At 45.5% G+C, this 14,686-nt stretch carries 13 protein-coding genes and 1 pseudogene; 4 read left to right on the top strand and 10 right to left on the bottom strand.

Annotated elements, in window-relative coordinates:
• Positions 1–139 precede the first annotated feature (139 nt).
• Complete coding sequence (locus tag CA598_RS16245) at positions 140–1,318, top strand: Fe-Mn family superoxide dismutase (RefSeq protein ID WP_094877189.1); 1,179 nt, start codon at positions 140–142, stop codon at positions 1,316–1,318.
• Positions 1,319–1,439: 121 nt separating this feature from the next.
• On the opposite strand, the gene folE is transcribed toward CA598_RS16245, so the two are convergent.
• The 5 genes and pseudogenes from folE to CA598_RS16270 all read right to left on the bottom strand — a co-directional run bounded on the left by folE (position 1,440) and on the right by CA598_RS16270 (position 4,918).
• Entirely contained in the window at positions 1,440–2,033 is a 594-nt protein-coding gene (folE, locus tag CA598_RS16250) for a GTP cyclohydrolase I FolE (protein ID WP_094877190.1), read from the bottom strand.
• A 45-nt stretch (positions 2,034–2,078) separates the two neighbouring features.
• On the bottom strand, positions 2,079–2,330 hold the full coding sequence (locus tag CA598_RS16255; RefSeq protein ID WP_094877191.1) for a YneF family protein: 252 nt from the start codon (positions 2,328–2,330) through the stop codon (positions 2,079–2,081).
• Between the two features lie 135 nt (positions 2,331–2,465).
• Positions 2,466–3,662: pseudogene (gene queG, locus CA598_RS16260) on the bottom strand (tRNA epoxyqueuosine(34) reductase QueG); the annotation flags it as partial.
• A gap of 37 nt (positions 3,663–3,699) precedes the next feature.
• A complete protein-coding gene (gene lepB / locus CA598_RS16265; RefSeq protein WP_256990523.1) occupies positions 3,700–4,308 on the bottom strand; it encodes a signal peptidase I in 609 nt (202 codons plus the stop codon).
• A 190-nt stretch (positions 4,309–4,498) separates the two neighbouring features.
• The gene (locus CA598_RS16270; protein WP_036676822.1) at positions 4,499–4,918 is read right to left on the bottom strand and encodes a GNAT family N-acetyltransferase; all 420 of its coding nucleotides are present in this window, start codon (positions 4,916–4,918) and stop codon (positions 4,499–4,501) included.
• 479 nt (positions 4,919–5,397) lie between these two features.
• On the opposite strand from CA598_RS16270, the gene CA598_RS16275 reads away from it, so the two are divergent.
• Positions 5,398–6,006 carry a superoxide dismutase gene (locus CA598_RS16275; RefSeq protein ID WP_042184652.1) on the top strand — a complete coding sequence of 203 codons (609 nt, stop codon included), beginning with the start codon at positions 5,398–5,400 and terminating at the stop codon, positions 6,004–6,006.
• Positions 6,007–6,939: 933 nt separating this feature from the next.
• On the opposite strand, the gene mutY is transcribed toward CA598_RS16275, so the two are convergent.
• Positions 6,940–8,313 (bottom strand): A/G-specific adenine glycosylase, encoded by a 1,374-nt coding sequence (gene mutY, locus CA598_RS16280; RefSeq protein WP_094877193.1) that lies wholly within the window; start codon positions 8,311–8,313, stop codon positions 6,940–6,942.
• Between the two features lie 37 nt (positions 8,314–8,350).
• A complete protein-coding gene (gene acpS, locus CA598_RS16285) occupies positions 8,351–8,749 on the bottom strand; it encodes a holo-ACP synthase (protein WP_094877194.1) in 399 nt (132 codons plus the stop codon).
• A 207-nt stretch (positions 8,750–8,956) separates the two neighbouring features.
• Here acpS and CA598_RS16290 point away from each other — a divergent pair, with 207 nt between their 5' ends.
• Positions 8,957–9,778, top strand: coding sequence for an alpha/beta hydrolase (locus tag CA598_RS16290; RefSeq protein ID WP_094870725.1), 822 nt, complete (start codon positions 8,957–8,959; stop codon positions 9,776–9,778).
• A 171-nt stretch (positions 9,779–9,949) separates the two neighbouring features.
• Here the strand turns inward: CA598_RS16290 and nadE are convergent, their stop codons facing one another.
• The 3 genes from nadE to CA598_RS16305 all read right to left on the bottom strand — a co-directional run bounded on the left by nadE (position 9,950) and on the right by CA598_RS16305 (position 13,101).
• The gene (gene nadE / locus CA598_RS16295; protein WP_094870726.1) at positions 9,950–10,759 is read right to left on the bottom strand and encodes an ammonia-dependent NAD(+) synthetase; all 810 of its coding nucleotides are present in this window, start codon (positions 10,757–10,759) and stop codon (positions 9,950–9,952) included.
• Between the two features lie 168 nt (positions 10,760–10,927).
• A complete protein-coding gene (locus CA598_RS16300; RefSeq protein ID WP_042184644.1) occupies positions 10,928–11,362 on the bottom strand; it encodes a BrxA/BrxB family bacilliredoxin in 435 nt (144 codons plus the stop codon).
• Between the two features lie 116 nt (positions 11,363–11,478).
• Positions 11,479–13,101 (bottom strand): two-component system sensor histidine kinase NtrB, encoded by a 1,623-nt coding sequence (locus CA598_RS16305; RefSeq protein WP_143812417.1) that lies wholly within the window; start codon positions 13,099–13,101, stop codon positions 11,479–11,481.
• Positions 13,102–13,379: 278 nt separating this feature from the next.
• Here CA598_RS16305 and CA598_RS16310 point away from each other — a divergent pair, with 278 nt between their 5' ends.
• Complete coding sequence (locus CA598_RS16310; RefSeq protein WP_094877195.1) at positions 13,380–14,648, top strand: BaiN/RdsA family NAD(P)/FAD-dependent oxidoreductase; 1,269 nt, start codon at positions 13,380–13,382, stop codon at positions 14,646–14,648.
• Positions 14,649–14,686: the final 38 nt, after the last annotated feature.

Genomic DNA, 14,686 nt, shown 5'->3' on the forward strand with positions numbered 1-14,686 from the left:
TATATCCTAGGAAGAGGCTGTTTTAATCCCCAGGAAAAAAAGAAGCCCAAGAGTCACTCTAAGTTTATGTTCTTCATAACCTTCCAAGACCGTTCATATAATGGACTGATAAAGACATATCACGGGAGGTTTTCTTGGCATGCTATATGTATACGGGCCGATGCTGCCAGTACGTATTCTGGAAGAAATCGTATTTTGGAAAACACAAGAGAAAGAGCATACTGAGGTCATCAAAGCGATCGTACCTAAATTAGAGGATCCTTATGTGAAACTCCTCGATGAATGGGCCGTTGTTTTTGGTGCAACAGAGCAGGCGGCACAGCAGCTATTGAATGCTGCCCTTTCCGCTTCTCCTCCACCACAGGCAGAACTCACTGCGGAAACGGAAAAACTGCTACATATCTCCTGCAATCAATCCCAAGAGTTCGTCCGGCAGCTCTTTGCCATCATGGAGAGTAGCGCAGCGGTCAAAGCCGTCCCCCTTGCAACCACTGTGATTCTGCATATTATTCGCGAATCAGAATACTTCCTAGCCGTACTGCAGACACTCAGCTCGCCCGGGAAGCTTTCACAAGTCATGCGCGATTACACAGAGGATTATGTCGTAAACATCGATACAGACGATACCATGCGGAATGATGGATTCTCTACTTTTACTGACACTGTTCCTGATATCCGCGATAAAAACGACGCGGTACCCATTGGCGGCCATACGCTACCTCCCTTGCCTTACGCCTATAATGCACTAGAACCTTATATTGACGAAAAGACGATGAGAATTCATCACGATAAGCATCATCAAAGTTATGTAGATGGATTAAACAAGGCTGAAGTTAAATTAGCAGATTCCCGTAAGAACGGTGACTTCGATCTCGTTAAACATTGGGAGAGAGAATTAGCCTTTAATGGCGCAGGCCACTATCTTCACACGATCTTTTGGAACGTGATGTCTCCGCAAGGCGGGGGGCGCCCAACAGGTGCTTTATTAGAAGCTATAGAACAAAGCTTTGGAAGCTATGACAGCTTCAAGAAACAGTTCACCGAAGCTGCGAATAAAGTAGAAGGTGGCGGATGGGCCATTCTCGTCTGGAGCCCACGTAGCCATAGACTAGAAATTCTCACTGCAGAAAAACATCAAAATTTATCGCAATGGGACGTTGTTCCGCTCTTGGCCTTGGATGTATGGGAACATGCCTACTATCTGAAACATCAGAATAATCGTGCGGATTATATTAACGATTGGTGGAAGGTCGTCAACTGGCCATATGTGTCAGAGCGTTATGCCGCTGCCAGTAAACTGGCATGGAAGCCTTACTGATCACTTTCCACTTCGTAGAAGACATCACTTCTATTCGCTTATATTGACCCAAAAGGACCCATCGTTCACAAAAAGTGAATGATGGGTCCTTCTAATTTCGAGGCATAGACACCTCTATATACTATTCTTTAATCAAGCTCAGAAACTCCGCACGAGCGGCGGCATCCTCCCGGAAGACTCCTCTAGTAGACATGGTTACCGTCTTACTGCCTGGCTTCTTCACTCCACGTGCGCACATACAAAGATGTTCACCTTCCACAACAACCATAACGCCGTGAGGGCTTAGTACCTCCGTCATAATATCCGCAATTTGCGTCGTAATGCGCTCTTGAACCTGCAAACGCCGACTCACTGCTTCAACTAGGCGGGCTAATTTGCTGAGTCCAGCAATCCGTCCGCTCGGAATGTATCCAATATGCACTTTACCGAAGAATGGAGCCATGTGATGCTCACATTGGCTGTAATAGACGATATCCTTCACGATCACTAGTTCTTCATGAGACTCATCAAAAGTAACACCGAGCGCCTCGCGGGGATCTATCGAATAACCGCCGAATATCTCCTCGTACATCCGCGTAACACGTGCTGGTGTTTCGAGCAGTCCCTCGCGGCCGGTATCTTCACCGATTAATTCTAATATTTTCTCAACGTGATACTCGATTTGCTCACGGTTCTTTGATACTTTACCGTTCACGTATTCATTGATGTTCCCCATGATGTCTCCCCCTTCCGTACCCGTATAATTTCTATCCGGACCCGGTTACTTACTTCTACGTTTATTCCCTTTAGCTGCTCCTGGGCGCGCACCTGGCTGTCCCTGAGTTTTCATCATTTGCTGGGCACGCTGCATTTGCTTCCCATTCAGGTTATAACCCATTTGCTTTGCAACCTTTTGCAGCATTTCAGGATCATTCTGCATAGTTGTCATTTGTCTGCGCAGATAATAAACACCGATGAAAAAACCACCGATAAGACCTACGACCAATGTAATAATAGGTAATGCGATATTCATCTAAAGCCCACCCCTACACTCTATTGTCTGCAACGCCCTATGGCGCGCGAATCTATCATAGCATTTCGAGAACTGGACAGCAATTGGGAATATGCAACCTGTCTATGATCTTTTTCCTTCATTAACATCATTGACCTCCCTTGCCTGCTTCGCAGTAAGGAGTACATCCTGTGCCCGGCTCAGCATTTGCCTTACCGTGTCATGCTCCTCGCGCTCTAGAGCCGATTCAACAACAGCTAGAGCCTCCTCACCACCGATGCGTCCCAGTGCCCAAGCAGCCGTGCCTCGCATCTCAGGCCGTGGCTCTTTTAGAACAATTTCTGTTAGCTTTGGCACAGCCCCTGCTTCTTTGAAATTACCGAGGGCAATGATCGCATTGCGTTGCATCGGCTTTTTGCCTCTCCAGGCAGCAGAGCTGTTCCCGAATCTTTCCTTAAATTCGCGGTTACTGAGATCAAGAATCGGCATAAGCAGGGGCTTCACAATCTCAGGATCAGGAAGCATCTGAGGGCGATGATCCCAGTTCTTCCCTCTATTCTTGGGACATACAATCTGGCAGGTGTCACAGCCGTATAGACGGTTGCCAATCTTGGTCATGTATTCGTCACTGAGGAATCCCTTGGTCTGCGTCAAAAAAGAAATACAAGCCTGTGCGTTAAGCTGGCCCGGCCCCACCAGTGCCCCTGTTGGGCATGCATCTATACATTTGGTACAGTCTCCACACCCTTCCTCGACTGGGACAGGTCCATCCGGGGCAAAGGGAATGTTCGTAACCATTTCCCCCAGATAAATCCAAGATCCCCATTTGGGTGAGATGATAGAACAATTTTTCCCGCTAAAGCCTATTCCCGCTCTTTCCGCGACCGCTCTATCTACCAGTACACCGGTATCCACCATACTTTCAAGCACAGCCTCCGGCACACGCTCATGAATAAACTCTTCTAACTTACTTAAGGCCTCTCTCAGCACATGATGATAATCCCTGCCCCATGACGCTCGGGCAAGAATCCCTCTACGTGCACCAGGCTCAGATTTAGGAGGGTTCTCCATCTTGGAAGGGTACGCGACTGCAATCGAAATAATGGATAGCGGCTTGTCCCCGGAAGATAGTGCGGGAATTGTTCTTTTATCCAAATCCGGTTCCTCGAAACCCGATTCATAACCTTTGTCCCGATGATCTTGCAGAATATTTTTTAAATATAAAAAAGGTTCCGCTGTTGTAAACCCGATATCATCAATACCGAGTGACGTCGCAGCCTCCTTAATCTCCGCTTTAAGCTGTGCCCATTTGAAAGTTGGCGGAGCATAAGTTGACTGAAATGTATTGTTCATTTCCGCCTTCTCCTTTTCATATCGTTAATAATCTTCCTTATAATCCTTTCAGTTTAGACAACGGCCACCAGATATAATCCGCTCTGCCTACAATCATGTCCTGAGGGATCGAGCCGAAATAACGGCTATCTTTGCTTGCTGAAGCATGACGGTTATCTCCCATGACAAAATAATTTCCGCTCTCCACCGTTAACGCCGCGAAATCCGGGTCTTCAATCTCGGTATCTATATACGGCTCATTCACTATTTTCCCATTCACATATAACTGGTGATCCTTCACTTCTATAATATCTCCAGGTATGCCTATGACACGTTTCACTAAAAAATCCTTTCGACTAGGTCCCGTACTAGGATCATGAAGAATGACGACATCCCCGTGTTTTGGGTTTACAAACATCAATGAAAGCTTATTAATAAAGAGCCTCTCACCTTCCACAAGCGTTGGCTGCATAGACTGACCTTTGACCGTTGAAATATTGAACACAAAAATATTAAGAACCGACATTACCGCAAAGACAACTACCGCTGTAAGCAACCATTCCTTCAGTTCCGCGGCCAAACGACCTCCAAAGCCTTTCTTTGATCTGGAGGATCTATGTCTTTGCTTCCGATTACGCATGAACTCTACTTGGGACTCCTGACTCAATATGTCACCTCTTATTCTCAATTATTGATGTCTATACTTGCAGATATTATAACAATAAAAAAGCATATCTCCCAGCCATTAGTAATGGACTTCTGGAAAATACGCTTGAGTATGAATGAAACAGACTATATCATCAACTATAGTTCTTTATTTAGTAAATGTTTCCGCTTACGCATCTGAGTGACCGAAATTACCCAACAATGCTCAGCTTCCGGACAGATTTGAAAATTTGATTCTCGCTATATCCCATAGCTTCATACAATGGCAAGGCAAAAGAATTATGCTCATCGACAGCTACGTAGATACCACTAACCTTACGAGCTTGAAACCTGGATTCCATAGCCGATACCAGACTTCTACCGACTCCTCTGCGGCGATAATCAGGATGTACAGCAATCCGGAAATAACAACCGTGGTTTTTCTCAATCGTACCAATCAGTGCTCCAACAATTTCTTCTTCATCTTCCGCAACTACAATGAGATCTGAATCCCATGAAAGCTGCCTGGAGAAAGGCTCGATAGTGTTCTCGAAACATTCTTCCGATAATGCTGTTTGCAGCAAATCAGTCACAGGGCTAACGTCGCTTAATTGAAAGGAACGAACGTGCATTCTTTAAAATCTCCCTTGTCTATGGCTTATGAATTTAACAAAAAGAAGGGGTTCCCTTAACATTGAGAAAATAAAAAAAAGCATCAAATACCGAGGAATACCTGCTTTTAAATCTATTAAAGCACACTTTTCTCGTGATATCATCATTTTTCTTTTGAAAGCGCTTAATATCAAGCGTTTACATTTTGACTAGGATTCATTGTTTCATTATAAGGGTAATTATATTGATATATGTCTATAGGGTGAAGGCTCTTTCTTTTAACATTCTAAATACAATTGATATTCCTGTTTACATTCCAATTATACTTTATAAACATTTATGTTTGTTTAGTGTTGCATTATTGATCCAGATACTGTTTAATTAAAGTATCCTATTGGGAGATACCCTATAGTACATATCAACAATAAAGAATTTTGACGATAAACCGCCGAAGTTCTTTATCTATACAAATTCTAATATACTCAGGAGGGATTTTTCCATGGCATTTCAATTACCAGCACTTCCTTATGCAAACAACGCACTCGAACCACACATCGACGCTTTGACGATGGAAATTCACCATGATAGACACCATAACACATATGTGACTAATCTGAACGCAGCTTTGGAAAAGGCACCTGAATTGCAAAGCAAAAGCATCGAAGAACTTCTTACAGACCTGAACGCTGTACCAGAAGCTATCCGCACTGCTGTTCGTAACAATGGTGGCGGACACGCTAACCATACCTTGTTCTGGGAAGTTATCGGACCAAACGGCGGCGGCGCACCAACTGGCGCACTTGCAGCAGCTATCGACAGCGAGCTGGGCGGATTCGAAAAATTCAAAGAAGATTTTGCAGCAGCAGCAACTACTCGTTTCGGCAGTGGCTGGGCTTGGCTAGTTGTTAAAGATGGCAAACTGGCAGTAACAAGCACACCTAACCAAGACAACCCAATCAGCGAAGGCGCTACTCCGATCCTCGGACTGGATGTATGGGAGCACGCTTACTACCTGAACTACCAAAACAAACGCCCTGATTACATCAAAGCGTTCTGGAACGTAGTAAACTGGGAAGAAGTTGGCAAACGTTACGAAAGCGCGAAATAAGGAATTAAATTACGGATAAAGTCATAGCCTTCAAGGCTGTGGATTTACCGTTTAACTAAGTATAAACAAAGAAGGTATCTCCGAGCTGTTATGGCTCAGGATACCTTCTTTGTGTTTGGGTCGTTTATTTGGGTGGGGTGTGTAGAGAGTTTGTTTGAGACTAATTTCGTTTAGAAGCAGATTTGTTAAAAACAAGGTTCGTTAGTAACAGGGTTTGTTAGAAACAAATAGGGTAGATCTTTATCCTCGGACATCACTTTTTTACTCCGCTTGAATGCAGATCAATGAGTGTGGAACGAGACTGCCCTTTATCGTACCGCTGTTGAAAAGACGCCTAAATGAGGCATTCTGCTTCTAATTAGGGAATAACTCCCTCAAATTCTGCTCATAAATACTTAAATACGAGTAATTAGGGAAATCCTCCCTCTAAATCATCCATATTGGAGCATAACTCAGGTATTCACCCAAATTAAAGGGAGTTTTTCCCTAAAAAGATCAAATACAGATCCCCGTGGTCAGTTTATAGGGAGGAATTCCCTTTAAACTGACCACAGGGATGAGGTAAGTGATCATGTTTAGATGCGTACGCCACTCTCTTTTCACGCACAACATATATATACAACACATTTAACTGTATCGATGCATTTAACACATCAAACTGCATCAACTCACACAGCACAATCGACGCATTCATCACATCTTAAATATCTACACATTCAACTCGCTCAGCACATTTGACGCATTTAACACATCTAAAACATCTACATATTCATCTCGCTCAGCACAATCGACGCATTTAACACATTTCCTACTCCAGAGACTTTGGATGCATTTCTTACTTCATCCACTTCAGCGTAATTTACTTACTTCAGACACTTCTCATATATCTGCTGTTTCTCTTACAACTCATTCTTTTGCCACATCGGATAATCTCTACTTCCCCGACTTCGCCAGCTCTTCCTGCTCGTCGAAATAAAGGTTCAGCAGCTTCAAGAAGACATTAGGAAACGCATAATTAGCCATGTCCTCACGGTTGATCCAGCGAACAGCTCCGCCATCCTCTGGACTAGCATTGCCATCCTCAAATTTCTCGATGGGCACTTTACTGTCCATCTCTGGGAACAGGCCTGCTTCCGCGGTGTAGGCTTCCCGTCCTTCTGCCGCTATTGGCAGCGGAAGAGCGTCCTCCTCCCTGCAGCGATACACCTGCAGGGTCCACACGATATGGCTGAAGATATGCTCAGCAGCCATCCAGTGCTCCTCAGGCCGGGCGGAGATCCCGGCCTGCCGCAGTGACCGGCGCAGCCGGTCCCGCGCCGCGGCCTCCGGCAGCCGCGCGCTCTTAGCGCCGCCTTCGGCTGGCGGCGCCTGCCAGTGCGGCAGCTCCCACATACGGGCTAACAGCCCGCTTTGTGGCCGCTGCCGGATGAGCACTTGGCCCGCGTGGGCACCGCGGCCCTCGATCAAGGCTGCCAGCCGCTCCTCTGGGCGCGGCGGCTTGGCCTTGGTCTTGACGGGCAGCGAAGTCTCGCAGCCCGCCAGGCGCGCAGCGCAATGCTCCATCACCGGGCAGGTTAAGCAGCTCGGTGATTTCGGGGTGCATACGAGCGCCCCGAGCTCCATAAGCGCCTGATTAAAGGAGGCAGCTTCCCCCTCTGGGATCAGCTCAGCCGCCAGGCGCTCCATTTTCACGCGGGTGGGTCCCTTAGCGATATCATCCTCGATGAGGAAGTATCGGGACAACACCCGCATTACATTACCATCTACCGCTGGCTCCGGCCGATTAAACGCAATACTGAGAATAGCCCCTGCTGTGTAAGGACCCACTCCCTTTAAGCTGAACACCGCCTCACGATCATTCGGCACCTGTCCCCCATAAAGCTCCTTTACCTGCTTGGCTGCATGCTGTATATTACGTGCGCGGGAATAATACCCTAAACCTTCCCAACACTTAAGCACGTCTTCTTCAGGGGCATCAGCGAGTGACTCCACCGTCGGAAAACGTTCAATAAAACGATTAAAATAAGGGATTACCGTGTCTACCCTTGTCTGCTGCAGCATAATTTCAGAAATCCAAATATAATAAGGATTGCGATGCCTGCGCCAAGGCAAATCCCGCTTCTGCCCTTGATACCACTCCAGCAAATGATAACTGAAATATTGCTTGGCCTCCCGCAGCTCCTGATCTTGTTTATCTTGTCCTTCTTTTAAATCCACCTGTTTTTGTCGTTCATCTCGCTCTAACAAATCTTGTCCTTCTCGTGCTTCTTCTCGTTCCTGCAAAACCTGTCGTTCTTGTTGTTTCATTGTAACTCTCCTTGCCCTTCTATAATCACGGTTCAATTCATGAACCTAGCTCCTCCACCACCGCAAAAGCTGAAGCCAAATCACGGCCATGTGTTATCGTAAGATGAATGATATACTTCTGTCTTTCAGGTAGATCAAGTCTGCTCCAGGCTTCGCATGATAAGGTTACTTCCGGCTTACCTTTATGGTCAGGTAATATCTCAATATCCTGAAAACCAACCACATTACCAATGCCACAGCCTAAAGCCTTCACAACGGCTTCCTTGGCAGCAAAACGCCCGGCTACGAACTCAGCCAACCTTCCACCTCGTTGCTCAGCAAGCTGGTACTCTTGCTCCGTTAGGATGCGCTGGTTAAATTTTTTCCCCTGTCCCCTAAGCATTACCTCAGAGATTCGCTCAATTTCTAACACATCATGTCCGATTCCGTAAATCAAAATTTCACGCTCCTTATGGACGTGTATCCTATACTACTTCAATAATGGTATGATCATTATACAGGTCTTTCATTTCAATTTTTAATTATAGTCCTATAAGATTCTTTCTGCTATCTTAAAAGAAAATGCTTTGGAAGTCTATCCAGATGCCTTCGTGATCGACTTGCTGATTTACTTCATTTATATATAGAGAGAGGGGATTACCCTATGCAGCATCGTAATTTCGAAATACCCGCTGGTGAAGACGCTGTTCTCCGCTGCTCACACTTTCCTGCCCAAGAAGCACCTAAGAGCCTTATCGTTATTGCACACGGCTACAAGGGCTTCAAAGATTGGGGGATGTTTCCTTACATAGCCACTACTCTCAGCCAAGATCATGAAGTGATCACCTTCAACTTCTCACATGCCGGAATCGGAGAGGATCTGCTGCATTTTACCGAGCTTGAGAAATTCGCCCGCAACACCTTTCGTCGCGAGCTGAAGGATATGGAAATACTGTTGTCCTACCTTAGCCAGCACCCGAAATTTGGCAGCTTGCCCTTATTCCTTCTCGGGCATAGTCTTGGAGGGGGAATTTGTCTGGTCTACACGCTTGACCATCCCAATGAAGTTAGCGGGGTCATTTCCTGGAACGGGGTTACGAAGCTCGATTTGTTGACGGAAGAACAAAAGCAGGAGATGAAGCAAACAGGACGAACCCACGTCCTTAATGCACGCACGGGCCAACAAATGCCGCTGGATGCTGTTATTTTAGAAGATATGGAGAACCAACAAGAACGTTATAACATCCTTGAACGCATGAAGACAGCGTCCTTCCCAGTTGTTCTTATTCAAGGCAGTCTGGATGGAGTGCACCTCCGGCAAGGATCTGAGCAGCTCACTGAACTCCGACCCGATATTAACTGGGTTCATATTCCTGAGGGTAATCATACCTTCGGTACTGTGCATCCTTTTGCCGGCACTACCCCACAATTGGAGCTTGCGATTGCTTCGACCACTGATTTTATCGATCAAACGCTGGCTAACTAAAATTCTTGTAGCTTATCCATCTCATAAAATATCCCCACAAAGTGAGGCTTTGCTTTGATGAATACTCAGATACTTTTTTTGGGACCCCAAATATATACTTTCTGATATGATAAAAACCGCCACGAGAGCTGCTACAACGCAGATCCGTGGCGGTTTCTACTGCTACCTATTCTAAATTCCAGGAATGACATTGCGCTTATGCGCCGTTCTCCGGTAATAATTCTCGAGTTTCTCAGCTACCTCAGGCTTAACCTGCTTGCCTTCCAAATAATCACTATTATCGTCATAAGTAATGCCCAGCTCGGTTTCATCCGTCTGACCCGGCCATAAGCCTGCCGTAGGTGCTTTAGTAACAATATCCGCAGGCACACCAATATGAGCAGCTAATTGACGAACCTGACGTTTATTAAGTGTGGATAGAGGTGTAATATCTACAGCGCCATCCCCCCACTTGGTGTAGAAACCCGTAATGGCTTCTGAAGCATGATCCGTTCCTACTACAATCAGATTGTTCTCAAAAGAGAGCGCATATTGCATAACCATACGTGTTCTCGCTTTAACATTACCCTTGCCTTGATGGGTCATATGACGATGTTGCCCCAAGGACTTCAGGCTATGCTCTACTTCAAGCGCAATCTCATTTACAGCTTCCTCAATGTTTGTCTCCACGGTATGGGTCAGATTAAAGGCTTTAGCGACATCATAACTGTGCTGGATATCCTCTTGAACACCATATGGCTGGTAGACGCCAAGCGTAATATACTCTGTGCCTTCTTGAGCCGACAGCTCGTCTGTAGCCAGCTTACATAGACCCGCAGCTACCGCGCTGTCCACCCCGCCGCTAATGGCGATCAATAATCCTTTGGCCCCTGCCTTCAGCACGTACGACTTTAAGAAATCAACCCGTTTGCGTACCTCATCTTCTACATCAATCGTTGGCTTCACACCAAGATCAGCAATAATTTCTTCCTGTAAACTCACAAACCACACCCCGTTCCATCAGAAATGGTTCCATATCCATCAAAATATCCATACCAAGTGAAGCTCTGTGCTTCTAAGTATATTCTATCCCATTATCGCTCTTATATTTTGAAAAATCCCGCAACAGCCGAATTACCGACTATTGCGAGATTATATGGAATAACTTTTTTACTTGCAAAAACGATCAAAAACTTCTTTCAACTCAGCAGCAATTTCAGCAGCTGAACGATTCTCAACACTATGGCGTTCAATAAAATGAACGAGCTCTCCATCCTTCATCAATGCGATGGAAGGGGAAGATGGCGGATAAGGAGCAAAATATTCACGCGCTTTAGCAGTAGCTTCTTTCTCTTGACCTGCAAACACTGTGAACAAGTGATCCGGAGCGATCTCATTTTGCAATGCCTGAGCTACACCAGGACGGCATTGTCCAGCAGCACAACCACAGACCGAATTCACGACTACAAGCGCCGTACCTTTTGCGGTAGGAAGAGTGGCTTCCACCTCTTCTGGAGTCATAAGCTCCTGAAACCCAATGCTTGTAAGGTCATCACGCATAGGCTGAATCGAATCTCTCATATATTGATTAAAAGACATGGACATTTCTCTGCACTCTCCTTCACTAATTACTGTTTTGTCAGATAACATTACAGCAGTACTTACTAACTTTATTATACATTCATACTCTGTGAAAGCAAGAGATGCTGCAGTAACCTGATTCAATCCGCAAGCATGGCTTCGCTATATTCTTCCTTTGCTAAAGGGAAGGAGATGGTAAATACTGTACCCTCCCCTTCTACAGAATCTACAGTTATTTTGCCGTTATGCCGTTCCACAATACTGAGACACAAGGATAACCCTAGACCCGTTCCCTCCCTTTTTGTTGTGAAAAAAGGGGAAAACAACTTCTCTCGTTGACTTTCCGACATACCTATTCCTCTATCCCTTACAATCAGCTCCACCTGATCCTGATTACTGTGTGTTTCCAGTGTCAGAATCCCCTTGGATCCCATAGCCTCCATACCGTTGCGGCCTAAATTAAGGATAAGCTGCTTTATTTCCCGAACGTTTAACTCCAATTCATGGATGGATGCGTTCAGCTTTAACTCAACACTTTGACCACGAAGATTAGCATCCGCCCATAGCAGCGGACTGACTTCTTCTATAACTCGGTGTAAAAGCACCTTCTCCTTATCGGATATCCGGCTCTGCGCCAGCGATAGGAAATCGTTAATAATGCTATTCGCCCGATCCAGTTCCTCGAGCACGATCTGATAATAAGAATCCAAATCATCCGAACTCTTTTCTCTCATCAGCTGCAAGAATCCACGAACTACCGCCATAGGATTACGAATCTCATGGGTAATTCCGGCAGCCATCTGCCCTACTAAGCTCAAACGTTCCACATGGTCAAGCTCAGAACGGAGTTTCACTTCATCCGTAATATCCTGTGCAATGAGTACCACTCCACTCGTTAATCCTGAGTTCTTATGCATTAGTGGTGCTGAATAAATTTGATAGATCCGCGTTCCATGAATCATTCGCTCATGAGAACGCCGTTTATGCTGAATGTTATCCCGTACCCGCATATATGCATCAGCATCCGCTGAACCATTAAAAAACTCCCTAACCGGCTTGCCAATAATATCTTCCCTTCTCAAATTGGGATAATGAATTCGTGCCATTCCCAACATACAATCATTAAGGTCGGTCACAACTCCGTGATCATCCAGAGACATAATACTGAGAGGTACTACATTTGTAATCTGCTGCAGCTTCTCAGACTCCCACTGGAAATTATCACTTATACTTTCCATATGTACTTTAGCCCGCCAACTACTCCAGACCATTTCAACAAAATAAACAAAAATACCACCTAGCGCGATCGTGAAAAAAAGATACACAGTAATCAAAAACGACTCGCCAGAATGGGCTTCATATATATTTTCCCCACCTATAATAGGTACAAGTGCAATGAACAACATGTTCGGACAAAGAACCATCCATAACATTCCTATCTTCTCTACCACTGTGCCTTTCTTAAAAGGCTTAGCCAGCCCAAATAGCAACGGATATAATAATATTCCTGAATTTAATATCATATTACTTATTCCGGTTGGCTCTGCAATGATTATATTGCAGACAAGCAAACAGATGGACAACAGAATCCCTGAACGTACAGTTCCATATAAAATACCGATATAAGCAGGGATCATTCCTAAATTCAAATAAGCAATACCGAATAAAGTCGTCGAAAGAAGTGAGCATAGAATAAGGCTTAACGTACACGCCAAAACCAAAAAAGTTTGATTATCCGGGAAACTACCCTTTTTTCGAGCCACAAGCCCCCGGTCCACCCACCACTGAATCAGAAAAAGAAAGGAGCATGCTGCCGATATTTGCAATAATATATCCTTAATTGCGCCAATAATTACAATCACACCCCAAAATGGACAAATTGCCCTACATGTCTAGATTAAAGCACAGGATCACTCTTCTGACAACGAATTATCACTAAGTGGATGGACAAGACTGGTTACATGAGAGTCAGAATGGTATGATTCCGTTAGGAAAACACGAAGTAACACCCGTGTCTTAACATGTAAAGGAGTAAAATTTCATGAGCAACTTCGATGTGATCGTCATAGGTGGCGGCCCTTCGGGATTAATGGCAAGTGTAGCCGCAGCAGAACACGGGGCATCCGTGCTACTGATCGATAAGGGAGCTAAGCTAGGGCGAAAGCTCGGGATATCTGGTGGCGGACGCTGCAATGTAACGAACGTCAAGGAGAGAGATGAGTTAATCTCCTATATCCCGGGAAACGGGCGGTTTTTGTATAGCGCCTTCGACCATTTTAATAATCAAGATATCATTGCCTTTTTTGAAGGCTTAGGTATTGCATTAAAAGAAGAAGACAACGGACGGATGTTTCCCGTCTCCGATAAAGCCTCCAGCGTTGTCTCCGCCTTAATCAACAAAGTACGGAGTCTAGGTGTGCAGATTATGACAGATAGTCCTGTCTCACATGTAATATATGAAGAAGGGGCTGTTAAGGGTGTTCAGCTGGGCTCCGGCAAAACGATTTCCAGTGCTGCCGTAATCATCGCCACCGGAGGAAAGTCCGTTCCTCAGACTGGCTCTACAGGAGATGGGTACCCATGGGCTGAAGCCGCAGGCCACACCATTACTGAGCTATTTCCGACAGAGGTACCGATTATTTCACGGGAAGAGTGGATTAAATCCGGTGAGCTGCAAGGATTGTCGCTACGCGATGTGGCACTAACTGTCTGGAATCAAAAAGGAAAGAAGGTCATTTCTCATCGCGGAGATATGATATTCACCCATTTTGGATTATCCGGGCCAATTGCACTGCGCTGCAGCCAATTTCTGAGACAGGTCCAGCGTAAATCAGGGACTGACACTGTTGAGATGTCCATCGATCTCTTCCCTGATCTGAACTTGCAAGAAGTGGAATCATTGCTGCAAGACAAGCTGGACCAGGAGCCGAAGAAAGCTATCCGCAATTCACTAAAGGGGCTGCTGCCAGAACGTCTCATTCCCCTCTTGTTAGCTAAAGCTGACCTGGATGGAGATATTACGGGGCATCATGTATCCAAGAATGGATTGCTTGCGCTAGCAGGCATCTTGAAAAGGATGCCCGTTAATGTTCATGGTACCCGTTCCCTATCCGAAGCCTTTGTTACAGGCGGCGGCGTAAATCTGAAAGAGATCGATCCCAAAAGAATGGAATCGAAGCTTATGCAAGGGTTATTCTTCTGTGGAGAGGTACTCGATATCCATGGCTACACTGGTGGCTACAATATAACAGCCGCATTCTCTACTGGGTATACAGCAGGCAAACATGCTGCTGACCTTCGCCTTAGCTAATGCGGTGCAACTAAAAACAGCGTGAATTGAGAAGCTTC

Origin of the sequence: Paenibacillus sp. VTT E-133291, from assembly GCF_002264395.1 — a bacterium.
GTDB lineage: Bacteria > Bacillota > Bacilli > Paenibacillales > Paenibacillaceae > Paenibacillus_AQ > Paenibacillus_AQ nitricinens.

Excerpts from the sequence above, each read along its gene's own strand:
- CA598_RS16275 (WP_042184652.1), top strand. The coding sequence starts at position 5,398 with ATGGCATTTCAATTACCAGCACTTCCTTATGCAAACAACGCACTCGAA.
- folE (WP_094877190.1), bottom strand. The coding sequence starts at position 2,033 with ATGGGGAACATCAATGAATACGTGAACGGTAAAGTATCAAAGAACCGT.
- CA598_RS16290 (WP_094870725.1), top strand. The coding sequence starts at position 8,957 with ATGCAGCATCGTAATTTCGAAATACCCGCTGGTGAAGACGCTGTTCTC.
- mutY (WP_094877193.1), bottom strand. The coding sequence starts at position 8,313 with ATGAAACAACAAGAACGACAGGTTTTGCAGGAACGAGAAGAAGCACGA.
- CA598_RS16255 (WP_094877191.1), bottom strand. The coding sequence starts at position 2,330 with ATGAATATCGCATTACCTATTATTACATTGGTCGTAGGTCTTATCGGT.
- CA598_RS16245 (WP_094877189.1), top strand. The coding sequence starts at position 140 with ATGCTATATGTATACGGGCCGATGCTGCCAGTACGTATTCTGGAAGAA.
- CA598_RS16270 (WP_036676822.1), bottom strand. The coding sequence starts at position 4,918 with ATGCACGTTCGTTCCTTTCAATTAAGCGACGTTAGCCCTGTGACTGAT.
- CA598_RS16310 (WP_094877195.1), top strand. The coding sequence starts at position 13,380 with ATGAGCAACTTCGATGTGATCGTCATAGGTGGCGGCCCTTCGGGATTA.
- CA598_RS16300 (WP_042184644.1), bottom strand. The coding sequence starts at position 11,362 with ATGTCCATGTCTTTTAATCAATATATGAGAGATTCGATTCAGCCTATG.